The organism is Pseudomonas sp. TYF_14 (assembly GCF_043105275.1).
Lineage (GTDB): Bacteria > Pseudomonadota > Gammaproteobacteria > Pseudomonadales > Pseudomonadaceae > Aquipseudomonas > Aquipseudomonas alloputida.
This window is the reverse complement of record NZ_JBICLK010000086.1, coordinates 139844-157162: the sequence shown is the minus strand read 5'-3', so window position 1 is coordinate 157162 and position 17319 is coordinate 139844. Positions and strand designations below refer to the sequence as shown.

At 63.2% G+C, this 17319-nt stretch carries 15 protein-coding genes; 7 read left to right on the top strand and 8 right to left on the bottom strand.

The window, feature by feature from the left end:
* Nucleotides 1-210: 210 nt before the first annotated feature.
* From cobG to ACF8O8_RS23410, 7 genes are all read left to right on the top strand, one after another.
* Complete coding sequence (gene cobG / locus ACF8O8_RS23440) at nucleotides 211-1542, top strand: precorrin-3B synthase (protein ID WP_392510567.1); 1332 nt, start codon at nucleotides 211-213, stop codon at nucleotides 1540-1542.
* Nucleotides 1535-2161, top strand: coding sequence for a precorrin-8X methylmutase (locus ACF8O8_RS23435; protein WP_003249670.1), 627 nt, complete (start codon nucleotides 1535-1537; stop codon nucleotides 2159-2161). Before cobG ends, ACF8O8_RS23435 begins: the two co-directional genes overlap by 8 nt.
* The gene (locus ACF8O8_RS23430; RefSeq protein ID WP_049586741.1) at nucleotides 2161-2892 is read left to right on the top strand and encodes a precorrin-2 C(20)-methyltransferase; all 732 of its coding nucleotides are present in this window, start codon (nucleotides 2161-2163) and stop codon (nucleotides 2890-2892) included. The genes ACF8O8_RS23435 and ACF8O8_RS23430 overlap by 1 nt, the downstream gene beginning before the upstream one ends.
* Entirely contained in the window at nucleotides 2880-4577 is a 1698-nt protein-coding gene (gene cobJ, locus ACF8O8_RS23425; protein WP_392510566.1) for a precorrin-3B C(17)-methyltransferase, read from the top strand. The genes ACF8O8_RS23430 and cobJ overlap by 13 nt, the downstream gene beginning before the upstream one ends.
* Nucleotides 4578-4695: 118 nt before the next feature.
* The gene (locus ACF8O8_RS23420) at nucleotides 4696-5379 is read left to right on the top strand and encodes a hypothetical protein (protein WP_049586726.1); all 684 of its coding nucleotides are present in this window, start codon (nucleotides 4696-4698) and stop codon (nucleotides 5377-5379) included.
* Between the two features lie 51 nt (nucleotides 5380-5430).
* Complete coding sequence (locus tag ACF8O8_RS23415) at nucleotides 5431-6120, top strand: hypothetical protein (RefSeq protein ID WP_350298533.1); 690 nt, start codon at nucleotides 5431-5433, stop codon at nucleotides 6118-6120.
* Entirely contained in the window at nucleotides 6113-6769 is a 657-nt protein-coding gene (locus ACF8O8_RS23410) for a hypothetical protein (protein WP_392510565.1), read from the top strand. Before ACF8O8_RS23415 ends, ACF8O8_RS23410 begins: the two co-directional genes overlap by 8 nt.
* 10 nt (nucleotides 6770-6779) lie before the next feature.
* Here ACF8O8_RS23410 and ACF8O8_RS23405 read toward each other — a convergent pair whose 3' ends face one another.
* From ACF8O8_RS23405 to prmA, 8 genes are all read right to left on the bottom strand, one after another.
* Nucleotides 6780-7376: a MarC family protein gene (locus ACF8O8_RS23405; RefSeq protein WP_010955434.1), complete on the bottom strand. Its 597-nt coding sequence runs from the start codon at nucleotides 7374-7376 to the stop codon at nucleotides 6780-6782.
* Nucleotides 7377-7451: 75 nt separating this feature from the next.
* Complete coding sequence (locus tag ACF8O8_RS23400) at nucleotides 7452-10223, bottom strand: hybrid sensor histidine kinase/response regulator (protein ID WP_010955433.1); 2772 nt, start codon at nucleotides 10221-10223, stop codon at nucleotides 7452-7454.
* A 135-nt stretch (nucleotides 10224-10358) separates the two neighbouring features.
* Nucleotides 10359-11654 carry a phosphoribosylamine--glycine ligase gene (purD, locus tag ACF8O8_RS23395; protein WP_392510564.1) on the bottom strand — a complete coding sequence of 432 codons (1296 nt, stop codon included), beginning with the start codon at nucleotides 11652-11654 and terminating at the stop codon, nucleotides 10359-10361.
* Nucleotides 11655-11800: 146 nt separating this feature from the next.
* On the bottom strand, nucleotides 11801-13408 hold the full coding sequence (gene purH, locus ACF8O8_RS23390; protein ID WP_003249687.1) for a bifunctional phosphoribosylaminoimidazolecarboxamide formyltransferase/IMP cyclohydrolase: 1608 nt from the start codon (nucleotides 13406-13408) through the stop codon (nucleotides 11801-11803).
* Between the two features lie 81 nt (nucleotides 13409-13489).
* Nucleotides 13490-13810: a DNA-binding transcriptional regulator Fis gene (fis, locus tag ACF8O8_RS23385; RefSeq protein ID WP_003249693.1), complete on the bottom strand. Its 321-nt coding sequence runs from the start codon at nucleotides 13808-13810 to the stop codon at nucleotides 13490-13492.
* Nucleotides 13807-14820, bottom strand: a complete 1014-nt coding sequence (gene dusB, locus ACF8O8_RS23380) for a tRNA dihydrouridine synthase DusB (protein WP_003249695.1) — start codon at nucleotides 14818-14820, stop codon at nucleotides 13807-13809. Before dusB ends, fis begins: the two co-directional genes overlap by 4 nt.
* A 207-nt stretch (nucleotides 14821-15027) precedes the next feature.
* Nucleotides 15028-16383, bottom strand: a complete 1356-nt coding sequence (locus tag ACF8O8_RS23375) for a DUF3426 domain-containing protein (RefSeq protein WP_392510563.1) — start codon at nucleotides 16381-16383, stop codon at nucleotides 15028-15030.
* A gap of 42 nt (nucleotides 16384-16425) precedes the next feature.
* Nucleotides 16426-17304 (bottom strand): 50S ribosomal protein L11 methyltransferase, encoded by an 879-nt coding sequence (gene prmA, locus ACF8O8_RS23370; RefSeq protein ID WP_003249700.1) that lies wholly within the window; start codon nucleotides 17302-17304, stop codon nucleotides 16426-16428.
* Nucleotides 17305-17319: the final 15 nt, after the last annotated feature.

The window sequence follows — 17319 nt, the reverse complement described above, 5'->3', positions numbered from 1 at the left end:
CGCCCCTTCGCGGGCAAGCCCGCTCCTACAGGTACAGTGCAGCATGTGCAGCCTGCAGTGATCCTGTGGGAGCGGGCGAGCCCGTGAAGAAGGCGACGCGGTCCTGAATTTCTACTTGATCGCCGAGGATGCTCGACCACCGGCTTTTCATGCCGCCGGACAAAGCAGGCATAATACCGCGCCTTCTACACTCAAGCGCACTTTCACAGATTGCCGGACACCCCATTGACCCAGGCCGAAGCCCCCACTGTCATCCCTCGTCCCTCGGCCTGCCCGGGGTTGTGGCGCATCGTCAGTGCCCGTGATGGCGGTATCTGCCGCATCAAGCTGCCGGGTGGCCTGCTGCTGGCCGAGCAGGCTGAAGCCGTGGCGGCGGCGGCGGAGCGTTTTGCTGGCGGCGTGATCGAGGCCACCAACCGTGGCAACCTGCAGATTCGTGGCATTGGCAGCGAGCATCGCGCTTTGGTCGAGGCACTGCTCGCAGCCGGCCTGGGACCACGCGATGCCGCGGGTGACGATGTGCGCAACGTGATGCTCAGCCCACTGGCCGGGCATGACCCGCTCATGCTGCTGGACGCCAGGCCGCTGGCCGGGCAGATCCTCGACCTGTTGGAAGGCACCCCGCGCTTTCACCAGCTGTCGGCCAAGTTCGCTGTGCAGCTGGATGCAGGCGAGCGCCTGGCGATGCTCGAACACCCCCATGACCTGTGGCTGTCGCCCCTGCACCTGGACCAGCAGACCTGGCTGGCGTTTGGCCTGGCAGGGTGCCCGGCAGAGGGCCAGGCGCTCGGTGCGGTGCCGCTGACGCAGGGTCTGATGCTGGTGCGCGCCGTGCTGGAGCGCTTCCTCGATCTGGCATCCCCGACGCAGACGCGCATGCGCCACCTGCTTGAGGTGTACCCGACAGCCGATTTTGTCGCTGAGCTCGGCCTGGATATCCGCCGCGATGCCGCCGTGCTCACCTGGCGGCGTGAACAGCACCGCGCCTCGTGGTTGGGCAGGTTGCCCCAGGCGCAGGGTATTGCCCTTGGCGTTGCCCCGCCGCAAGGCCGCCTGACCCCCGCGATGCTGCGTGGCGCCGCACGTATTGCCCGTGAACTGGGCGATGCCAGCATGCGCCTTAGTCCCTGGCAAAGCCTGGTGCTGAGCAACCTGCAAGCGCAGCACATCGATCAGGCCCTGGCCGAGCTGTCTGCGCTGGGGTTGTTGTGCCACGACCGTGAACCCCTGGCGCGTATCAGCGCCTGCACCGGTGCCAGCGGCTGCGCCAAGGCCCTTGCCGAGACCAAGGCTGACGCCGTTGTCCTGGCCGCGCTGCTGGGCCCTGGCGTGCCGGCCAGCGTGCACCTGTCCGGCTGCCCCCGTTCCTGCGCCGTGGCCCATGTTGCCCCGGCCACTTTGCTGGCCCGTTCGCCGGGCCGTTACGACCTGTACCTGCGTGATGCGCGCCAGCCGGGTTTCGGTGCCCTGCGCGCCACCGACCTTACCTTGAATGAAGCAGGCGCCATGCTCGACCTGCCGACGGAGCACCTTGATGATTGACTACATCCGCGATGGTCAGGAGATCTATCGCAACTCCTTCCGGATCATCCGTGAGGAAGCCCGACTCGAGCGGATCCCCGCAGACCTTGAAAAGCTCGCCGTGCGCGTGATCCACGCCTGTGGCATGGTCGACGCCATCGATGGCCTGCAGTTCTCAGACGGTGCCGGCCGGGCCGGGCGTGAGGCGCTGCTCAACGGCGCGCCGATCCTTTGCGATGCGCACATGGTGGCCGAAGGGATCACCCGGGCCCGCTTGCCAGCTGACAACAAAGTCATCTGCACCCTGCGTGACCCCAGCGTGCCGGGCCTGGCCAAAGACGCCGGCAACACACGCTCCGCCGTAGCCCTGGAACTGTGGCGCCCTTACCTGGAGGGCAGCGTGGTGGTCATCGGCAACGCCCCTACTGCGCTGTTCTACCTGTTGGAAATGCTCGACGCCGGTGCGCCCAAGCCGGCGCTGATCCTCGGTTTCCCGGTCGGTTTCGTCGGCGCTGCCGAGTCCAAGGCCATGCTCGCCGCCGACAGCCGTGGCGTGCCGTTCGTGATCATGCAAGGCCGCCTGGGCGGCAGCGCGATGGCCGCCGCGGCGGTCAACGCCCTGGCCACGGAGGTGGAATGATGGCGCCGCGCGGACGACTGCTTGGCCTGGGCGTGGGCCCTGGCGATCCTGAACTGATTACCCTCAAGGCCCTGCGCCTGTTGCGTGAGGCGCCGGTGGTCGGCTACTTCGTGGCCAAGGGCAAGCGTGGCAATGCCTTCGGCATTATCGAGGCGCACCTGCAGCCCGAGCAGACCTTGCTGCCGCTGGTCTACCCGGTCACCACCGAAGTGCTGCCGGCGCCGCTGTCCTATGAGCAAGTGATCAGCGACTTCTACGACGAAGCCAGCGTACAGGTGGCCGAGCACCTGGATGCCGGCCGCGACGTGGCGGTGATTTGCGAAGGCGACCCGTTCTTCTATGGCTCCTACATGTACTTGCATGACCGCCTGGCGCAGCGCTATGACGCCGAAGTGATTCCGGGTGTCTGCTCCATGCTCGGTGGCGCTTCGGTGCTGGGGGCACCGCTGGTGTACCGTAACCAGAGCCTGTCGGTGTTGTCCGGCGTGTTGCCCGCTCAAGAGCTCAAGCGCCGTCTGGCCGACGCCGATGCAGCGGTGATCATGAAACTTGGGCGCAACTTCCCCAAGGTGCGCGAAGTGCTGGCCGAACTGGGCCTGGACAGGCGTGCACTGTATGTGGAACGGGCGACCATGGCCAACCAGAAGATCGTGCCGCTGGACCAGGTCGACCCGCAGTCGTCGCCCTACTTCTCGTTGATCATCGTGCCGGGGGAAAAATGGCAGGGCTGAACATGCACAAGGCACCAGCCATCGTCATTCTCGGCCCGGGCAGCCTGGCGACGGCGCAGCGTATCCAGGCCTGTTATCCACAGGCCACGATCCATGGCCTCGAGGGGCGTGTCGAGGGTGCGGACCAGTCGTACGCGTCGTTTGGCGATACCCTTCGCGGGTTGTACCAGCAAGACACGCCGATCATCGCGTTGTGCGCCGCGGGTATCGTCATCCGCAGCCTGGCCAGCCTGCTCAGCGAGAAGGGCAGCGAGCCGCCGGTACTGGCCGTGGCCGAGGATGGTAGCGCGGTAGTGCCGTTGCTCGGCGGCCTCGGCGGGGTGAACGTGATGGCGCGCGAAATCGCTGACGCGCTGGGCGTTTCCGCCGCCATCACCACCAGTGGCGAGCTGCGCTTCGGTACTTGCCTGCTGAACCCGCCCCAGGGCTATGCATTGGCGGACATCGAGCAAGGCAAGCGCTTTGTATCCGACCTGCTGGCAGGTGAGTCCGTGCGTATCGAAGGTAACGCACCGTGGCTGCAGCTGGCGCAGTTGCCCGCCAGCGAAGCGGCGCAGCGCACCATCCATGTGGGGCATCAGGCGCGTCCGGCCAACCGCGACGAGCTGCTTATCCACCCGCGCCAGGTGGTCGTGGGCGTTGCAGGTGGCAATCTGCGCAGTATTCGCGCAGCACTGCAGCAGGCCGGCATCGCCGAGCCCTCGGTTGCCTGCGTGCTGGCCGACGAGCGAACCATGGCCGACAGCGCCCTGCACGAAGCTGCGCAGGCACTGGGTGTACCCCTGCGCTTTGCCACCGGCCCTGGCGATGTGGCCAGCATGGTCGCTGCGGCGGTGCCCGATGCCGAGTTGATAGCGCTTGAAGAAGTCGTGGTCGCGGTGGCGCCTGCCCCGGTCGACGTAGTGCAGGTCGGCCGCCGTCGCGGTCGCCTGGCGGTCATCGGCCTTGGCCCAGGTGCGGCGGAACTGATGGTGCCCGCGGTCAAGGCCGAACTTGCGCAGGCCGAAGATGTGCTCGGTTACGAAACCTACGTGCGCATGGCTGGCCCGTTCCGCGGCGACCAGGTGCTGCACTGCACCGACAACCGCGAAGAGATGCAGCGCGCCCGACATGCCTTCGAACTGGCGGCCCAAGGCCGTTCGGTGGTGGTGGTGTCGTCAGGCGACCCGGGCGTTTTCGCCATGGCCGCTGCGGTGCTCGAAGCATTGCACGAATCCAGCGACCCCACCTGGCATCGCGTTGACCTGCAGATCTTGCCGGGAGTATCCGCCTCGCTGGCAACCGCCGCCCAGGCAGGTGCACCGCTGGGGCATGACTTCTGCGTGATGTCGCTGTCGGACAACCTCAAGCCTTGGTCGATCATTGAAAAGCGCCTGAACCTGGCTGCCCAGGCCGACCTGGTGCTGGCCTTCTACAACCCGATCTCCAAGGCCAGGCCGCACCAGCTCGGTGTGGCCCTGGAGGTTGTGCGCCGACATCGTGACGGGAACACGCCTGTAGTCCTTGGCCGTGACATCGGTAGGCCGGGGCAGACGCTGAAGGTAGTCACCTTGGCCGAACTGCTGCCAGAAATGGTCGACATGCGCACCATGGTGCTGGTTGGATCGTCCACTACCTGCACTTTCGACCGCGCAGCTGGCGGGGTTTGGGTCTATACCCCGCGCTGGTATGGCGCAAAGCCGTAAGCGGCGGCAGCGCGGGCAGATGAGGAACTGCTTCGTGGCAGATTGAGGTAAAGGTCACAGGTAGGTTTTCGGCTGGAGCTATTTGGCTCCAACCGTACCCTTCCTGGAGACCTTTCCCATGACGACCGATAAAGAGAAGCTGCAGCTTCAGGTTCTGCCGGACAAGAATCTGTTCGTGTTCCCCGACCAAATGAGTGAGCTAAACCGCGATGCTGCAAAGGCTTGTCATGCCTTGGCTACGCAAGGTGCCAACAGGCAGCATGACCCTATGCGTGAAACGCAGCTTTGGTTCAAGCACTACATCTACCTGATGTCCAAATTGGGCTGGGCGTCAACCAATGTCGACGTACAGCAGCTCACTGAACGCAATATGCACCTTGAGATCAGCAACCTGCTGGGCAAGGGCCTGCAGGCAGCATATGGCGCTTTCACTGGCGATGTAGCAATGGCCCTGGACAATCTCGGCAAAACGGTTGTTTCAGCCTTGGCCGCCAGTACCAAAAACGTCGAGTTGCTCAATCGCAAGTCGGTGGAAGATGACCGAACCGAGCTGAGCCTGGTCAAGTGCGAGCAAACCGGCGAAGGGCAGGTGGCGATGCTGGTCAGTGCGATCCAGACCGACGCCAAGCCTGACAAGTCTGCCAACTATCTCCTGGCCAAATGGGAAAGCAGTGGCACCTCCAATTTTGCCTGTGGTGCGGTGTTGAATTTCGATAGCCGCCGATATGACAAAGTTCGCGCCATTGTAGAAACCAAACTTGACGACAATGCCCTGCAGGTCTTGCTGGCACTGGAACTCTGACCATGAAGTTGGCCTGTCGACACGGCGTCGACGGGCCTGGAGGGCATACTGATGCAAGCCAATTACACTTTGTGGTTGAACGGCAATAGCCTGGTATTGATCGACAACAATGTCAGTGCTTCACGAGCAGAAGCACTGTTGGATGTTCAGCTGGCAGCCTACCTGACCGCTAACAAGGGGCACGCCATTCAGGACGCTGATTGGCACAAGGACTATCTGCGAATTCAGGGTAACTTCGGCTGCACTGTCGCGACCTTGCATTCCGGCGCCGTGCCTGCTGCAACCGCAGTGGCCTGTGAACCGTGGAACATGCTGCGGGCCAAGCTCTTGGCAGGTGTGCCCAGCGCCCTGCAGGGGGCGGTAGCCACATGCCTCGACGCCTACTCCGCCCAACCAGACGATGCCATGGAACAGTTGTTATGGGCGGAATGTGTTCAGCCCCCGGACGATAAAGGCGTGAGCCATGTTCGTATGGAGTTGCGCCTGATACTGGCCGATTCAGGCGTCATCAGTACCGAGTTGGGCTTTAGCACAGCAGAGCATCTGGCGATGGATTGGCTGTGGCAGCCGCTGAATCTTTCAAGTGCCCAGGCCACTCAGCAGTTCGATGCCAATTATTTCACCCATGAAAAAGTGATCAGTTCGATAAGTCCGGGCTTGCATGACGCTATCAAGGTCAAGCAATTGCAGTACCGCAGCCAGGTCAAACTTGCCACTACCTCAGGAGTCGAAAATGAGTGAGTTCAATCAAGGTGCCGCCAGTGGCAAACTCGTCCACAGCAGCCTGCTGTCATTCTTGCCAGGTGTTAGTCGCGAAGCCCGTGACGACATCCTGTTGGCCAATGCGTTTGCCCAGCAAGTTGCCTGGGGGGACTTCAACGAAGGCCTGGAGCCGGACTGGTTCAGGAACTACTGGCGTAACCTTGCGTTTCTGGGCTTTGATGGCAAGCTCGCGCCCACGGCGACTCGACCGGGGCCGGACAGGGCCAGCCTTGCCGATCAGGCGCTTGCCCAGATTCGCCAGAAAGGCTCCGCCGGCCATTATCAATCTGCCCAGTCGTCGCTTCAGGCGCTGCGCAATGACAGCCAGGCACTGACCGCGTTTGAATCCAGGGCAGTCTCCAAAGCGGTCGGGCGCTTTCAGTTGCTGCCTTGCTCACAACAGTCGAGCGGCTTCATCGACATGGTGTTGGTGCACATGGAAATGTCGATGAAAAAGACCTCCAAGGGCTTCTTGTTCATGCAGTTGAACAGTGAAGTAAAACTCCTGGACATGCGTGTCGACGTGATCCACTTCAACTTGCAGGGGTTCCGCGAAGACTACCGCAAGCGGGCCCAGGCCAGTGTCGACAAGCAAAATGGCAAGGCTATCCTTGAGCTGCAGTTGTAGGCTCTGCACCCTAGGGCAGCAGGTAGCCGCGAATCCCGGTAAAGATGATCTGTGCTGCCAGGGCGCAGACGAATAGGCCCATCAGGCGGCTGACGATTTGCAAACCCTGGTCACCGAGCAGGCGCTCGATACCGTGCGATAGATACAGCACCAGCCCTACGGTAAAGCTGGCCAGGGCAATGCTGACGATGGCCAGCAGTTTTTCATCCCAGTGCGGCTGGCTCACCCCCATCACCAGCAGGGCACCGATGGTGCCGGGGCCAACGGTCAGCGGAATGGTCAGCGGTACGATGGTCACATCCTGCTGAACGTTGTCTGCCTGTACCGCCGGCTTGCCCTGGGCCATGCCCAGGGCCGAAATGAACAGCACGCTGCCGGCACCGATGCGGAAGGCATCGGCGGTGATGCCGAAAATTCCGAAGATCGCCCGCCCGAACAGGTACAGCAACACGCTGGCGACCAAGGCTGCGAACGCGACCTTCCAGGCCAGTTGCTTGCGCTCCTTGCTGGAGTGGCCACGGGTCAGGCTGATGAAACACGACAGCACGAAGAACGGGCTGTAGAGCACGAGCATTTTCAGGTAGACGCTGAACAACTCATGGAGCATGAGCAGTGTTCCTTGGGTTTATGCCGGCGCGGCCTTGTGTCGCGAGGCCGCTCCTGCAAGAGCATTGGATATCGGTCAGGACGTATGTGCCGGGTCCACCTTGGCTTCCCGGTGATTGGCCCAGTATTGAATCAGCTCACGCAACTGCGACAACTCCACCGGCTTGGCCATGTGTCCGTCCATGCCTGCCAGCCGCGCACGCTCCTTGTGTTCGGCCAGTATGTGCGCTGTCAGTGCCACCACCGGCGTGCGCTGGCGCTGGTTTTCAGCTTCCCAGGCCCGCAACTGCTGGGTGGCCGAGAAACCGTCCAGTATCGGCATCTCGCAGTCCATCAACACCAGGTCATAATGCTGCGCTTTCATCGCCTGCAAGGCCTCTTCGCCATTGCAGGCGGTATCGGGCTTGAGGTTGAGCTTGCCGAGCATGCTGCGGATCACCTTGGTCGAGATGCTGTTGTCTTCGGCGACCAGCACGCGGAAGTCGCCTGGCAGGTCCAGCGCCTGCGGGATGCCAGGCAGGCTGGCAGGCATCGCCTGTTCGCGGCCGCGCTGGGCCAGCTCCTCGGCCAGGGTGGTCTTCAACGTATAACCGGCCACCGGCTTGGCCAGTATTCGCTTGACCCCGGCGTTGCGCGCGATGACTTTGCTCGGCGCATTGCTGATGCCGGTGAGCATCACCACCAAAATGTCGTGGTTCAGGCTCGGGTCTTCCTTGATCTTGGCGGCCAGCTGCATGCCGGTCATGCCGGGCATGTTCTGGTCCAGCAGCACCGCGTCGAAGTAGTCGCGCAGGTGCGCCTTGGTGCGCAAAAGGGCCAGAGCCTCCTTGCCTGACGGCACCGCGCTGACGTTCATGCCCCAGGCGCTGCACTGCTGTACAAGCACCTTGCGGCACGTGTCGTTGTCGTCGACCACCAGCACGCGGGCATCGCGCAGCGGGCTGTCGAGGTCCGCCGGTGGCTGTTCCAGGCGCGAAGGGTCCAGCGGCAAGGTCAGCCACAAGGTGTTGCCCATGCCGGTGCTGCTCTTGATGCCGAACTCGCCCTGCATCAGACCGATCAGCTGTTTGGCGATGACCAGCCCCAGATGGCCGCCCAGCTTGTTGCTGGAAAGGAAGTGGTGGCTGTGCAACTCGGCCTGCAGCAAGGCTTCACGGTCGGCGGCGGGCAACGGTTCGCCGCTGTCCTGCACGGCGATACGCAGGCGTGGCACCTCGCCGCGTTGATCCAGCGCCACCACCAGCAGGATCTCGCCCTGGTCGGTGTTTTTCAGGGCGTTTTCCAGCAGGCTCGACAAGGCCTGGCGCAGACGCGTCGGGTCTCCGCTGATGACCCGCGGTACTTGTGGCTGGGTGAAGCTGATCAGCTCGATGTTCTGTTGCTCGGCCTTGGCGCGGAAGATGTTCAGGCAATCCTCGATCAGCGCGTTAAGGTCGAACTGCACGTCATCCAGCTCGATCTGCCGGGATTCCAGCTTGGAAATGTCCAGAATTTCGTTGATCAGCGTCAGCAGCTCGTTGCCCGCGCTGTGGATGGTCTGCACATAATCTCGTTGCTTCACCGACAGCGGTGTGCCCAGCAGCAGTTCAGTCATACCGAGCACGCCGTTCATCGGGGTGCGGATTTCGTGGCTGATCTTGGCCAGGAACTCGGCTTTGGCGTTGATTTCCGCATCGCTGGCGGCCAGTGCACGGCTGGCGCTGAAACGCTCCTCGCTTATGCGCCGCAGCCGTTCACTGACCGCCAGGTTGAGCAGCAGGCCACTGACCACGGTCAGGCCCAGCAGGATACACAGCAGCCAGGGTGTCGAGGTGCGTGTCAGGCCCAGCAGGGCTGGCAGCAGTACCAGGCCTCCGAGGTTGAACACCACCATGGCCAGGCTGAACAGGCGTCCGGGCGCATAACCCTTGTACCAGTGGTAGCTGCTGACCAGCAGCATGCTCACGCTGCCCAGCGCCATCAGGGCGTAGGTCATCAGGTTCAGTGGCAGGGTATCGACGAACAGCAGCACCAGGCCACTGAGCCCGACAATCAGCATCTCACCCTGCAGCAGGCGGTTAAGCCGGGGCGAATTGCACGGCGAAAAGAAATGTTGAGTGAAATACAACCCGGACAGGCCGGCCAGGACCAGCGTCAGATAGGCGGCAGGCGTTTGCGCACTGTGCCACACATGCCACCAAGGGCCGCTGAGGTTCAGCAGGATCAGGCCGCTGAGCAGCATCAGGCCGTGGTACAGCGCCAGGATCAGGGTGGTGCTGGAGCGGGTGTAGAGGAAGCGGATCAGGTTGTGCATGATCAGCATGATCAGGCCGCCGAACAGCATGCCGAACAGCAGCGGCTGGCGTTGATCCGAGGCTGCCTCGGCCGCAGGCTCAAGGCTGATGGCCGGACGCAGCTGGTGCTCTGAGACCAGGCGCAGGTAGATGTCCAGCGGTTGCCTGCTGTTGGGCAGGGGCAATACATGGTCGCTGCCACGCAGGGTCGGGCTGGCATTGCCGGCCTGGCGCCCGTGGTGCAGCTGACGCAGAAGTTGTTCGCCTTCGAGGGCGTAGAGGTCCAGGCCAGAAAGGTCCGGGGCAAATACCCGCAGCAGCTGCTCCTGGTCACCTGGTGCCAGACGATAGTGCAGCCACAAGGCCTGTCCAGCCGGGGCAGCATCAAGGTCGGCGAGAGGCAGTGGGCTGAACTGGTTGCGATAGCGCTCGGAGCGCACATCGCTCAGTTGCAGGTTGGCCTGTTCGTCGAGCAGAACGGTCCAGCCACCGTCATGTTCGGCCGCAGCCGGAAACATGCAGAGCAGGGTCAGCAAGCTGACGATCAGAGCTGAGGCAATCCGAAGCCGACGCACTACGAAATCCCTTCTTGGCCGATGTGCCGGGTACTCACTATGCGCGGCGCGCCAAGTCGAAGGCAAGGCCCATTCCGGGCCCTGTCGACGAGCCGGATGCCGCAGGCTGAAACCGCTACGGCATACCGGTAGTACTTACTGCTGGTGCTCACCGCGCTCGCGGGCGATGGCCCGATAGCCGATGTCGGAACGGTAGAAGCTGCCGTTCCAGCTGACTTCCTTGGCCAGGCGATAAGCCTGCTGCTGCGCGTCGGCAACGGTGCTGCCCATGGCGGTGGCACACAGCACGCGCCCGCCGTTGGTGGTTACCTTGCCATCCTTGAGCGCAGTACCGGCATGGAATACCTTGCCTTCGATCTTGGCGGCAGCGTCCAGGCCGTTGATCACGTTGCCCTTGGCGTAGTCGCCCGGGTAACCGCCCGCTGCCAGGACCACGCCCAGGCTCGGGCGCGGGTCCCACTGTGCTTCGACCTTGTCCAGTGCCTTGGCGAATGCGGCTTCCACCAGCAGGACCAGGCTCGACTCCAGGCGCAGCATGACCGGCTGGGTTTCCGGGTCGCCGAAGCGGCAGTTGAACTCGATGACCTTGGGGTTGCCCGCCTTGTCGATCATCAGGCCGGCGTAGAGGAAGCCGGTGTAGACGTTGCCTTCCTCGGCCATGCCGCGCACGGTTGGCCAGATCACCTGGTCCATCACGCGCTGGTGCACGTCGGCGGTAACGACCGGGGCAGGGGAGTAGGCGCCCATGCCGCCCGTGTTCGGGCCGGTATCCTGGTCGCCGACGCGCTTGTGGTCCTGGCTGGTGGCCATGGGCAGCACATTGTGGCCGTCGACCATGACGATGAAGCTGGCTTCCTCGCCGTCGAGAAACTCTTCGATCACGACACGCGAACCTGCTTCACCGAAGGCGTTGCCAGCCAGCATGTCACGCACGGCGGCTTCGGCTTCTTCCAGGGTCATGGCGACGATTACGCCCTTGCCCGCAGCCAGGCCGTCGGCCTTGATCACAATCGGCGCGCCCTTTTCCTGCAGGTAGGCCAGGGCTGGCTCGATCTCGGTGAAATTCTGGTAGTCGGCGGTCGGGATCTTGTGACGCGCCAGGAAATCCTTGGTGAAGGCCTTGGAGCCTTCCAGCTGGGCCGCGCCCTTGGTTGGGCCGAAGCAGTCCAGGCCGCGGCTGCGGAACAGGTCGACCACACCGATAACCAGCGGTGCTTCCGGGCCGACGATGGTCAGGTCGACGTTTTTCTCGGCGAAGTCGGCCAATTGCTCCAGGGCGCACACGTCGATGGCGACGTTCTCGCACTTGGCTTCAATGGCGGTACCGGCGTTGCCCGGGGCAACGAAGACTTTCTCGACGCGTGGGTCCTGGGCGACTTTCCAGGCCAGGGCGTGCTCACGGCCACCGCTGCCGATGATCAAAACTTTCATGTCAAAACCTCGATTCAAGTGATCCCGTGGCTTGCGCCGAACACTGTGGGAGCGGGCTTGCCCGCGAATGCGGCGGTGAATCCACCATCGTATTCGCGGGCAAGCCCGCTCCCACAGGATCTCGACTTGCCTCGGGATCCGCGTAATTAGTGGCGGAAGTGGCGCATGCCAGTGAAGACCATCGCGATGCCGGCCTCGTCGGCAGCAGCGATGACTTCAGCATCACGCATCGAACCACCCGGCTGGATCACGGCGCTGATACCCACTTTAGCTGCATTGTCGATGCCGTCACGGAACGGGAAGAATGCATCCGATGCCATGACCGCGCCCTGCACCTGCAGGCCAGCGTGCTCAGCCTTGATTGCAGCGATGCGGGCGGAGTTGACGCGGCTCATCTGGCCGGCGCCGACGCCGATGGTCTGGCGCTGCTTGGCGTAGACAATGGCGTTGGACTTGACGAACTTGGCCACTTTCCAGGCGAATACCAGGTCGTGGATCTCTTGCTCGGTCGGGGCACGCTTGGTGACGATCTTCAGGTCATCGGCGGTGATCATGCCGATATCGCGGCTTTGCACCAGCAGGCCACCGTTGACGCGCTTGAAGTCCCAACCGGCAGCGCGCTCGGCTGGCCACTCGCCGCACTCCAGCAGACGTACGTTCTGTTTGGCAGCCACCACGTCGCGGGCGGCCTGGGAGATTTTCGGGGCGATGATCACTTCGACGAACTGGCGGTCGACAATGGCCTTGGCGGTTTCGCCATCCAGTTCACGGTTGAATGCGATGATGCCGCCGAACGCCGATTCGGTGTCGGTCGCGTAGGCCAGGTCGTAGGCTTTGCGGATGCCGCCTTCGTCTTCCGGTACTACTGCCACGCCGCACGGATTGGCGTGCTTGACGATGACGCAGGCCGGCTTGACGAAGCTCTTTACGCATTCCAGCGCGGCGTCAGTATCGGCCACGTTGTTGAATGACAGTTCCTTGCCTTGCAGCTGGACAGCGGTGGAAATGCTGGCTTCGCCTTTCTTGGCTTCTACATAGAACGCCGCGCTCTGGTGCGGGTTCTCGCCATAACGCATTTCCTGTGCCTTGACGAACTGGCTGTTGAAGGTGCGCGGGAATTCGCTGCGCGCCTCGGTGCTCAGGGTGTCCTTGGCCTGGTCGATGGTGCCCATGTAGTTGGCGATCATGCCGTCGTAGGCGGCAGTGTGCTCGAACGCCTTGAGCATCAGGTCGAAGCGCTGGGCATAGGTCAGGCCACCGGCCTTGAGGCCTTCGACGATGCCGGCGTAGTCGCTGGCGTTGACCACGATGGCCACGTCCTTGTGGTTCTTGGCTGCCGAACGGACCATGGTCGGGCCGCCGATGTCGATGTTCTCGATGGCGGTCGGCAGGTCACAGCCAGGCTTGGAAATGGTGGCTTCGAACGGGTACAGGTTGACCGCAACCAGGTCGATCGGCTTGATGCCGTGCTCGTTCATGATGGCGTCGTCGGTGCCACGACGGCCGAGGATACCGCCGTGGATCTTCGGGTGCAGGGTTTTGACCCGGCCATCCATCATTTCGGCGAAGCCGGTGTAGTCGGCCACTTCCACCGCGTTTACGCCGTTGTCCTTGAGCAGCTTGTAGGTGCCGCCGGTGGACAGGATCTCGACACCGAGCTGCTGCAGCTCACGGGCGAATTCGAGGATACCGGTCTTGTCGGAGACGCTGATCAGGGCGCGGCGGACTGGCAGGCGGGTAGTCTGGTCGGTCATTTCGGGTTCCAATAACGCGGTGGAGTCAGCAAAAAAGGCGCCTCTGTTCAGGGAGTCGCCTTTTCTGGATGGGATTCTGGCTTACAACAAGTCGTACTGCTTGAGCTTCTTGCGCAGGGTGCCTCGGTTCAGCCCGAGCATCTCGCTGGCCTTGGTCTGGTTGCCCTTCACGTAGTTCATCACGCTTTCGAGCAGGGGCGCCTCGACTTCGGAGAGCACCAGGTTGTACACGTCCGTCACGGTCGCGCCTTCCAGGTGGGCGAAGTAGTTGTGCAGCGCCTTCTCGACGCTGTCGCGAAGGGTCTGGCCCTCTTCGCTCGGCGTGTTGAGGTGCTGTTTCAGGTTGGCGTTGTCGCTCACGGGCGTTGTTCCACTCACAAAATTCTCGGTCATCATCGTCATGCGGCCACCCCTTGTCCGTCCTCTGTCTCAAGGCTCTGTCGACGTTCGCTGAAAAACGCGCGAACGTTGGCGCACTGCGCTTGTGTGTCTTCCAAAGCGTTGAACCGGGCGCGAAACTCCTTGCCGCCGGGTCGTGTTGCCAGGTACCAGCCAACGTGCTTGCGGGCGATACGTACGCCCATCACATCGCCATAGAAGGCATGCAGCGCGGCCAGATGCTCCAGCAGGATGCGTTCCACTTCGTCCAGTTGCGGCGCTGGCAGATGTTCGCCAGTGCGCAGGTAATGCTCGATCTCGCGAAAGATCCATGGCCGCCCCTGGGCAGCCCGGCCAATCAACAGGCCATCGACCCCGGTGGTTTCCAGCACCGCCCGGGCCTTTTCTGGCGAGGTGATATCGCCGTTGGCAAAAACCGGGATTGACACCGCCTGCTTGATGGCAGCGATGGTGTCGTACTCGGCTTCGCCGGTGTACAGGTCGGCACGTGTGCGGCCATGCACCGCCAGCGCCTGGATGCCAGCCTGTTCGGCGATCTTCGCCACGTTCAGGCCGTTCTTGTTCGCCCGGTCCCAGCCGGTGCGGATTTTCAGGGTCACCGGTACGTCCACGGCGCTGACCACGGCGTGGAGGATCTCGCTGACCAAGGCTTCATCTCTCAATAAAGCAGAGCCTGCGGCTTTGTTGCAGACTTTTTTTGCCGGACAGCCCATGTTGATATCGATGATCTGGGCACCCGCCTCGACATTGGCCTTTGCCGCCGCAGCCATCATCTGCGCATCGCCGCCGGCGATCTGCACCGAGCGTGGCTCGGGATCACCTTCATGGATGCGGCGCAGGCTCGACTTGCGGCTGTTCCACAGGCTCATGTCGCTGCTAACCATTTCCGACACCACCATACCGGCGCCCAGGCGCTGGCAAAGTGTACGGAAAGGCTGGTCCGTGACCCCGGCCATGGGCGCGAGGATCAGGTTGTTACGTAGTGTGTATTGGCCGATGCGTACCGCCGACATAGGTGATCCCTGTTGTGGGGCCGAATCTTGGAGTTCGAAAAAGGGTTGGCATGATACCCGCTCTCGATGACTGGATAAAGATGGATTTGGATAAAATCTGAACAGTTGTCGGCTTATGCCTTTGCGCTTCAAGCAGCAGGCGACAGGACGAAAAGCGGTCGCGGTTGGGGCTTCTTGTCTTGTCGCTCGCTGCTGGCCGCTTGTCGCCTACTCCGGCGAACGGAAGCTCAGGCTGTAATTCACGGCCTTCGGGCCAGGGTCGAGGATGTCCAGGGCAATGTGGATTGGCGTCTGGCTGGGCATTTCACCGCGCCCTGCCAGTTCGCCCGACAGGTACTCGCTGGGCTTGAAGCGACGGCTGGCGATCAGTTGGCCATTGAGGTCGGCGAAGCGCAGCTCCAGCAACGGGAATGGCTGGGCGAACGGCGCGCGGTTGTAGATGATCGCGTCGACAATCAGCGCGCCCTTGAAGTCCGGGTGGCTGCGTACCACCAGATTGCTGCTCTTGATGCGTGCAATATCGACGCGGGTAGGCACCTGGCAACCGACCATCGGGCAGATCTGCTGGAAAATCGGCCGATACTGGTCCTGGCGGGCCATTTCGTCGAAGTGGAACCACACGTACTGGAACGCGAGCAGGCCGGCAGCCAGCAGGGTCAGAAAGCCCCACAGCAGGCGCTTGCCCCAGTTGGGTGCGGGTTTTTCCCAGCCTAGCTGCAATGGGTCGTCGACCACATCGACCAGCGGCTCCTTGCGCGAGGGGCGCTCGGATTTGCCGGCAAGGCCTGGTTCCAGGCGCTCTCCGGGCAGCGGCTCGACGGGCTCGTCGTCATGCGCCGACAGGCGCAGCGCCAGTGGCTCGTCGTCGCGGGCGCTCAGGCCCGTTTCCGGGTTTTCGTCATCGCTGATGCGCAGCGGTTCGCTGAATGCGGGCTGGTCATCGCGTTCGGCCGCACCGTGCACGGGCGGCTCGCCATCGATGTCCAGGTCAAGGTTGCTGCCCAGGGTAGGCTCGGTGCGTTCGCCGGGTGCAGGCTCCAGGTCGAGCTCCAAAGGTTCCGGTTCCAGCAGCACCGGGGTAGGCTCTGCCGGTTCCTGCGGCACGTAGGGCTCATCGGTAGCCGTGCCGAAAAGGTCTTCTGCGTGCTCGTCCGGGTGAAGTTCATCGCGCCGTGCCTGCAGCTTGTCATCCTGGCTGGCCGGGTGGGTCGGGGCCGGTTGGCCGCGACGCTCCAGGCGCTCCAGTTCCTTGTCGAGGTCGAGCTCGTCCAGCGCCTGGGCAGTCAGCGCCCAGTCCTGGTCAGGTGGGGTGCCGCGTACGCTGGTGGCAGGCTCTTGCGCCGGCTCGGCCAGCGGCTCGGCAGGCACTGCAGGTACCGGTGCCGGCACCACGGGGGCGCTGGTGGTGGCGGCGCGGTTTTGCTCCAGCAGCTGCTTGGCGGCATTGAATACCTGCAGGCAGTGACCGCAGCGCACTACGCCACGGGCCACGCCCAACTGGTGGTGGGTGACGCGAAAGCTGGTCTGGCAATGCGGGCACTGGGTGACGAAACTGTCGGTCATGCGGCGATCCGGGAGCTGTGCAGAAAAGTATTCTAGGCCCGCTTAGCGACGCCGACCACTGATGCGCACCCAGCCGTCGCGCACGACGATCGGGTCCAGTTCAAAGTCGGCGGCATAAGCGGCGGCCACGTCTTCACCTTGCTCGGCGAGGATGCCCGAAAGCGCCAGCAGGCCACCTGGGCGAACCAGGCCGGACAACTGTGGCGCCAGCGACACCAGCGGGCCGGCGAGGATGTTGGCAACCAGCACGTCGGCCTGCATCGCCGGCATGTGCTCGGGCAGGTACAGCGCCAGTTTCTCGTCGGCAATGCCGTTGCGTTGGGCGTTGTCGCGCGAAGCCTCGATGGCTTGCACGTCGATGTCGGTGCCTACCGCTTCGCGGGCGCCCAGCAGCAGCGCAGCGATGGCCAGGATGCCCGAACCGCAGCCAAAGTCCAGCACCTGGGTGCCTTCAAGCTGCTGGCCGTCGAGCCATTCCAGGCACAGGGCCGTGGTGGGGTGAGTGCCGGTGCCAAAGGCCAGGCCCGGGTCGAGCAGCAGGTTCACGGCGTCCTTTTCCGGGGCATCGTGCCAGCTGGGCACGATCCACAGGCGGCGGCCGAAGCGCATCGGCTGGAAGTTGTCCATCCAGCTGCGTTCCCAGTCCTGGTCCTCGATCACCTCGGCCTGGTGCTCGGGCAGCTCGGCGCCGGTCAGCAGGCGCAGGTGGGCGAACACCTGTTCAGGGTCGGCATCGGCCTCGAACAGCGCCAGCAGGTGAGTGTGCGACCACAGCGGGGTGGTGTTGAGGTCTGGTTCGAAGATCGGTTGATCTTCGGCATCCATGAACGTGACCGAGACGGCGCCTACTTCAAGCAGCGCATCTTCATAGGTTTCGGCTTGTTCCGGGCTGATGGCCAGGCGTACTTGCAGCCAGGGCATGGCGGGCACCTTTGA

Excerpts from the sequence above, each read along its gene's own strand:
- ACF8O8_RS23375 (WP_392510563.1), bottom strand. The coding sequence starts at position 16,383 with ATGACCGACAGTTTCGTCACCCAGTGCCCGCATTGCCAGACCAGCTTT.
- prmA (WP_003249700.1), bottom strand. The coding sequence starts at position 17,304 with ATGCCCTGGCTGCAAGTACGCCTGGCCATCAGCCCGGAACAAGCCGAA.
- ACF8O8_RS23415 (WP_350298533.1), top strand. The coding sequence starts at position 5,431 with ATGCAAGCCAATTACACTTTGTGGTTGAACGGCAATAGCCTGGTATTG.
- ACF8O8_RS23410 (WP_392510565.1), top strand. The coding sequence starts at position 6,113 with ATGAGTGAGTTCAATCAAGGTGCCGCCAGTGGCAAACTCGTCCACAGC.
- ACF8O8_RS23435 (WP_003249670.1), top strand. The coding sequence starts at position 1,535 with ATGATTGACTACATCCGCGATGGTCAGGAGATCTATCGCAACTCCTTC.
- cobJ (WP_392510566.1), top strand. The coding sequence starts at position 2,880 with ATGGCAGGGCTGAACATGCACAAGGCACCAGCCATCGTCATTCTCGGC.
- ACF8O8_RS23420 (WP_049586726.1), top strand. The coding sequence starts at position 4,696 with ATGACGACCGATAAAGAGAAGCTGCAGCTTCAGGTTCTGCCGGACAAG.
- ACF8O8_RS23405 (WP_010955434.1), bottom strand. The coding sequence starts at position 7,376 with ATGCTCCATGAGTTGTTCAGCGTCTACCTGAAAATGCTCGTGCTCTAC.
- purD (WP_392510564.1), bottom strand. The coding sequence starts at position 11,654 with ATGAAAGTTTTGATCATCGGCAGCGGTGGCCGTGAGCACGCCCTGGCC.
- purH (WP_003249687.1), bottom strand. The coding sequence starts at position 13,408 with ATGACCGACCAGACTACCCGCCTGCCAGTCCGCCGCGCCCTGATCAGC.
- dusB (WP_003249695.1), bottom strand. The coding sequence starts at position 14,820 with ATGTCGGCGGTACGCATCGGCCAATACACACTACGTAACAACCTGATC.
- ACF8O8_RS23430 (WP_049586741.1), top strand. The coding sequence starts at position 2,161 with ATGGCGCCGCGCGGACGACTGCTTGGCCTGGGCGTGGGCCCTGGCGAT.
- fis (WP_003249693.1), bottom strand. The coding sequence starts at position 13,810 with ATGACGATGATGACCGAGAATTTTGTGAGTGGAACAACGCCCGTGAGC.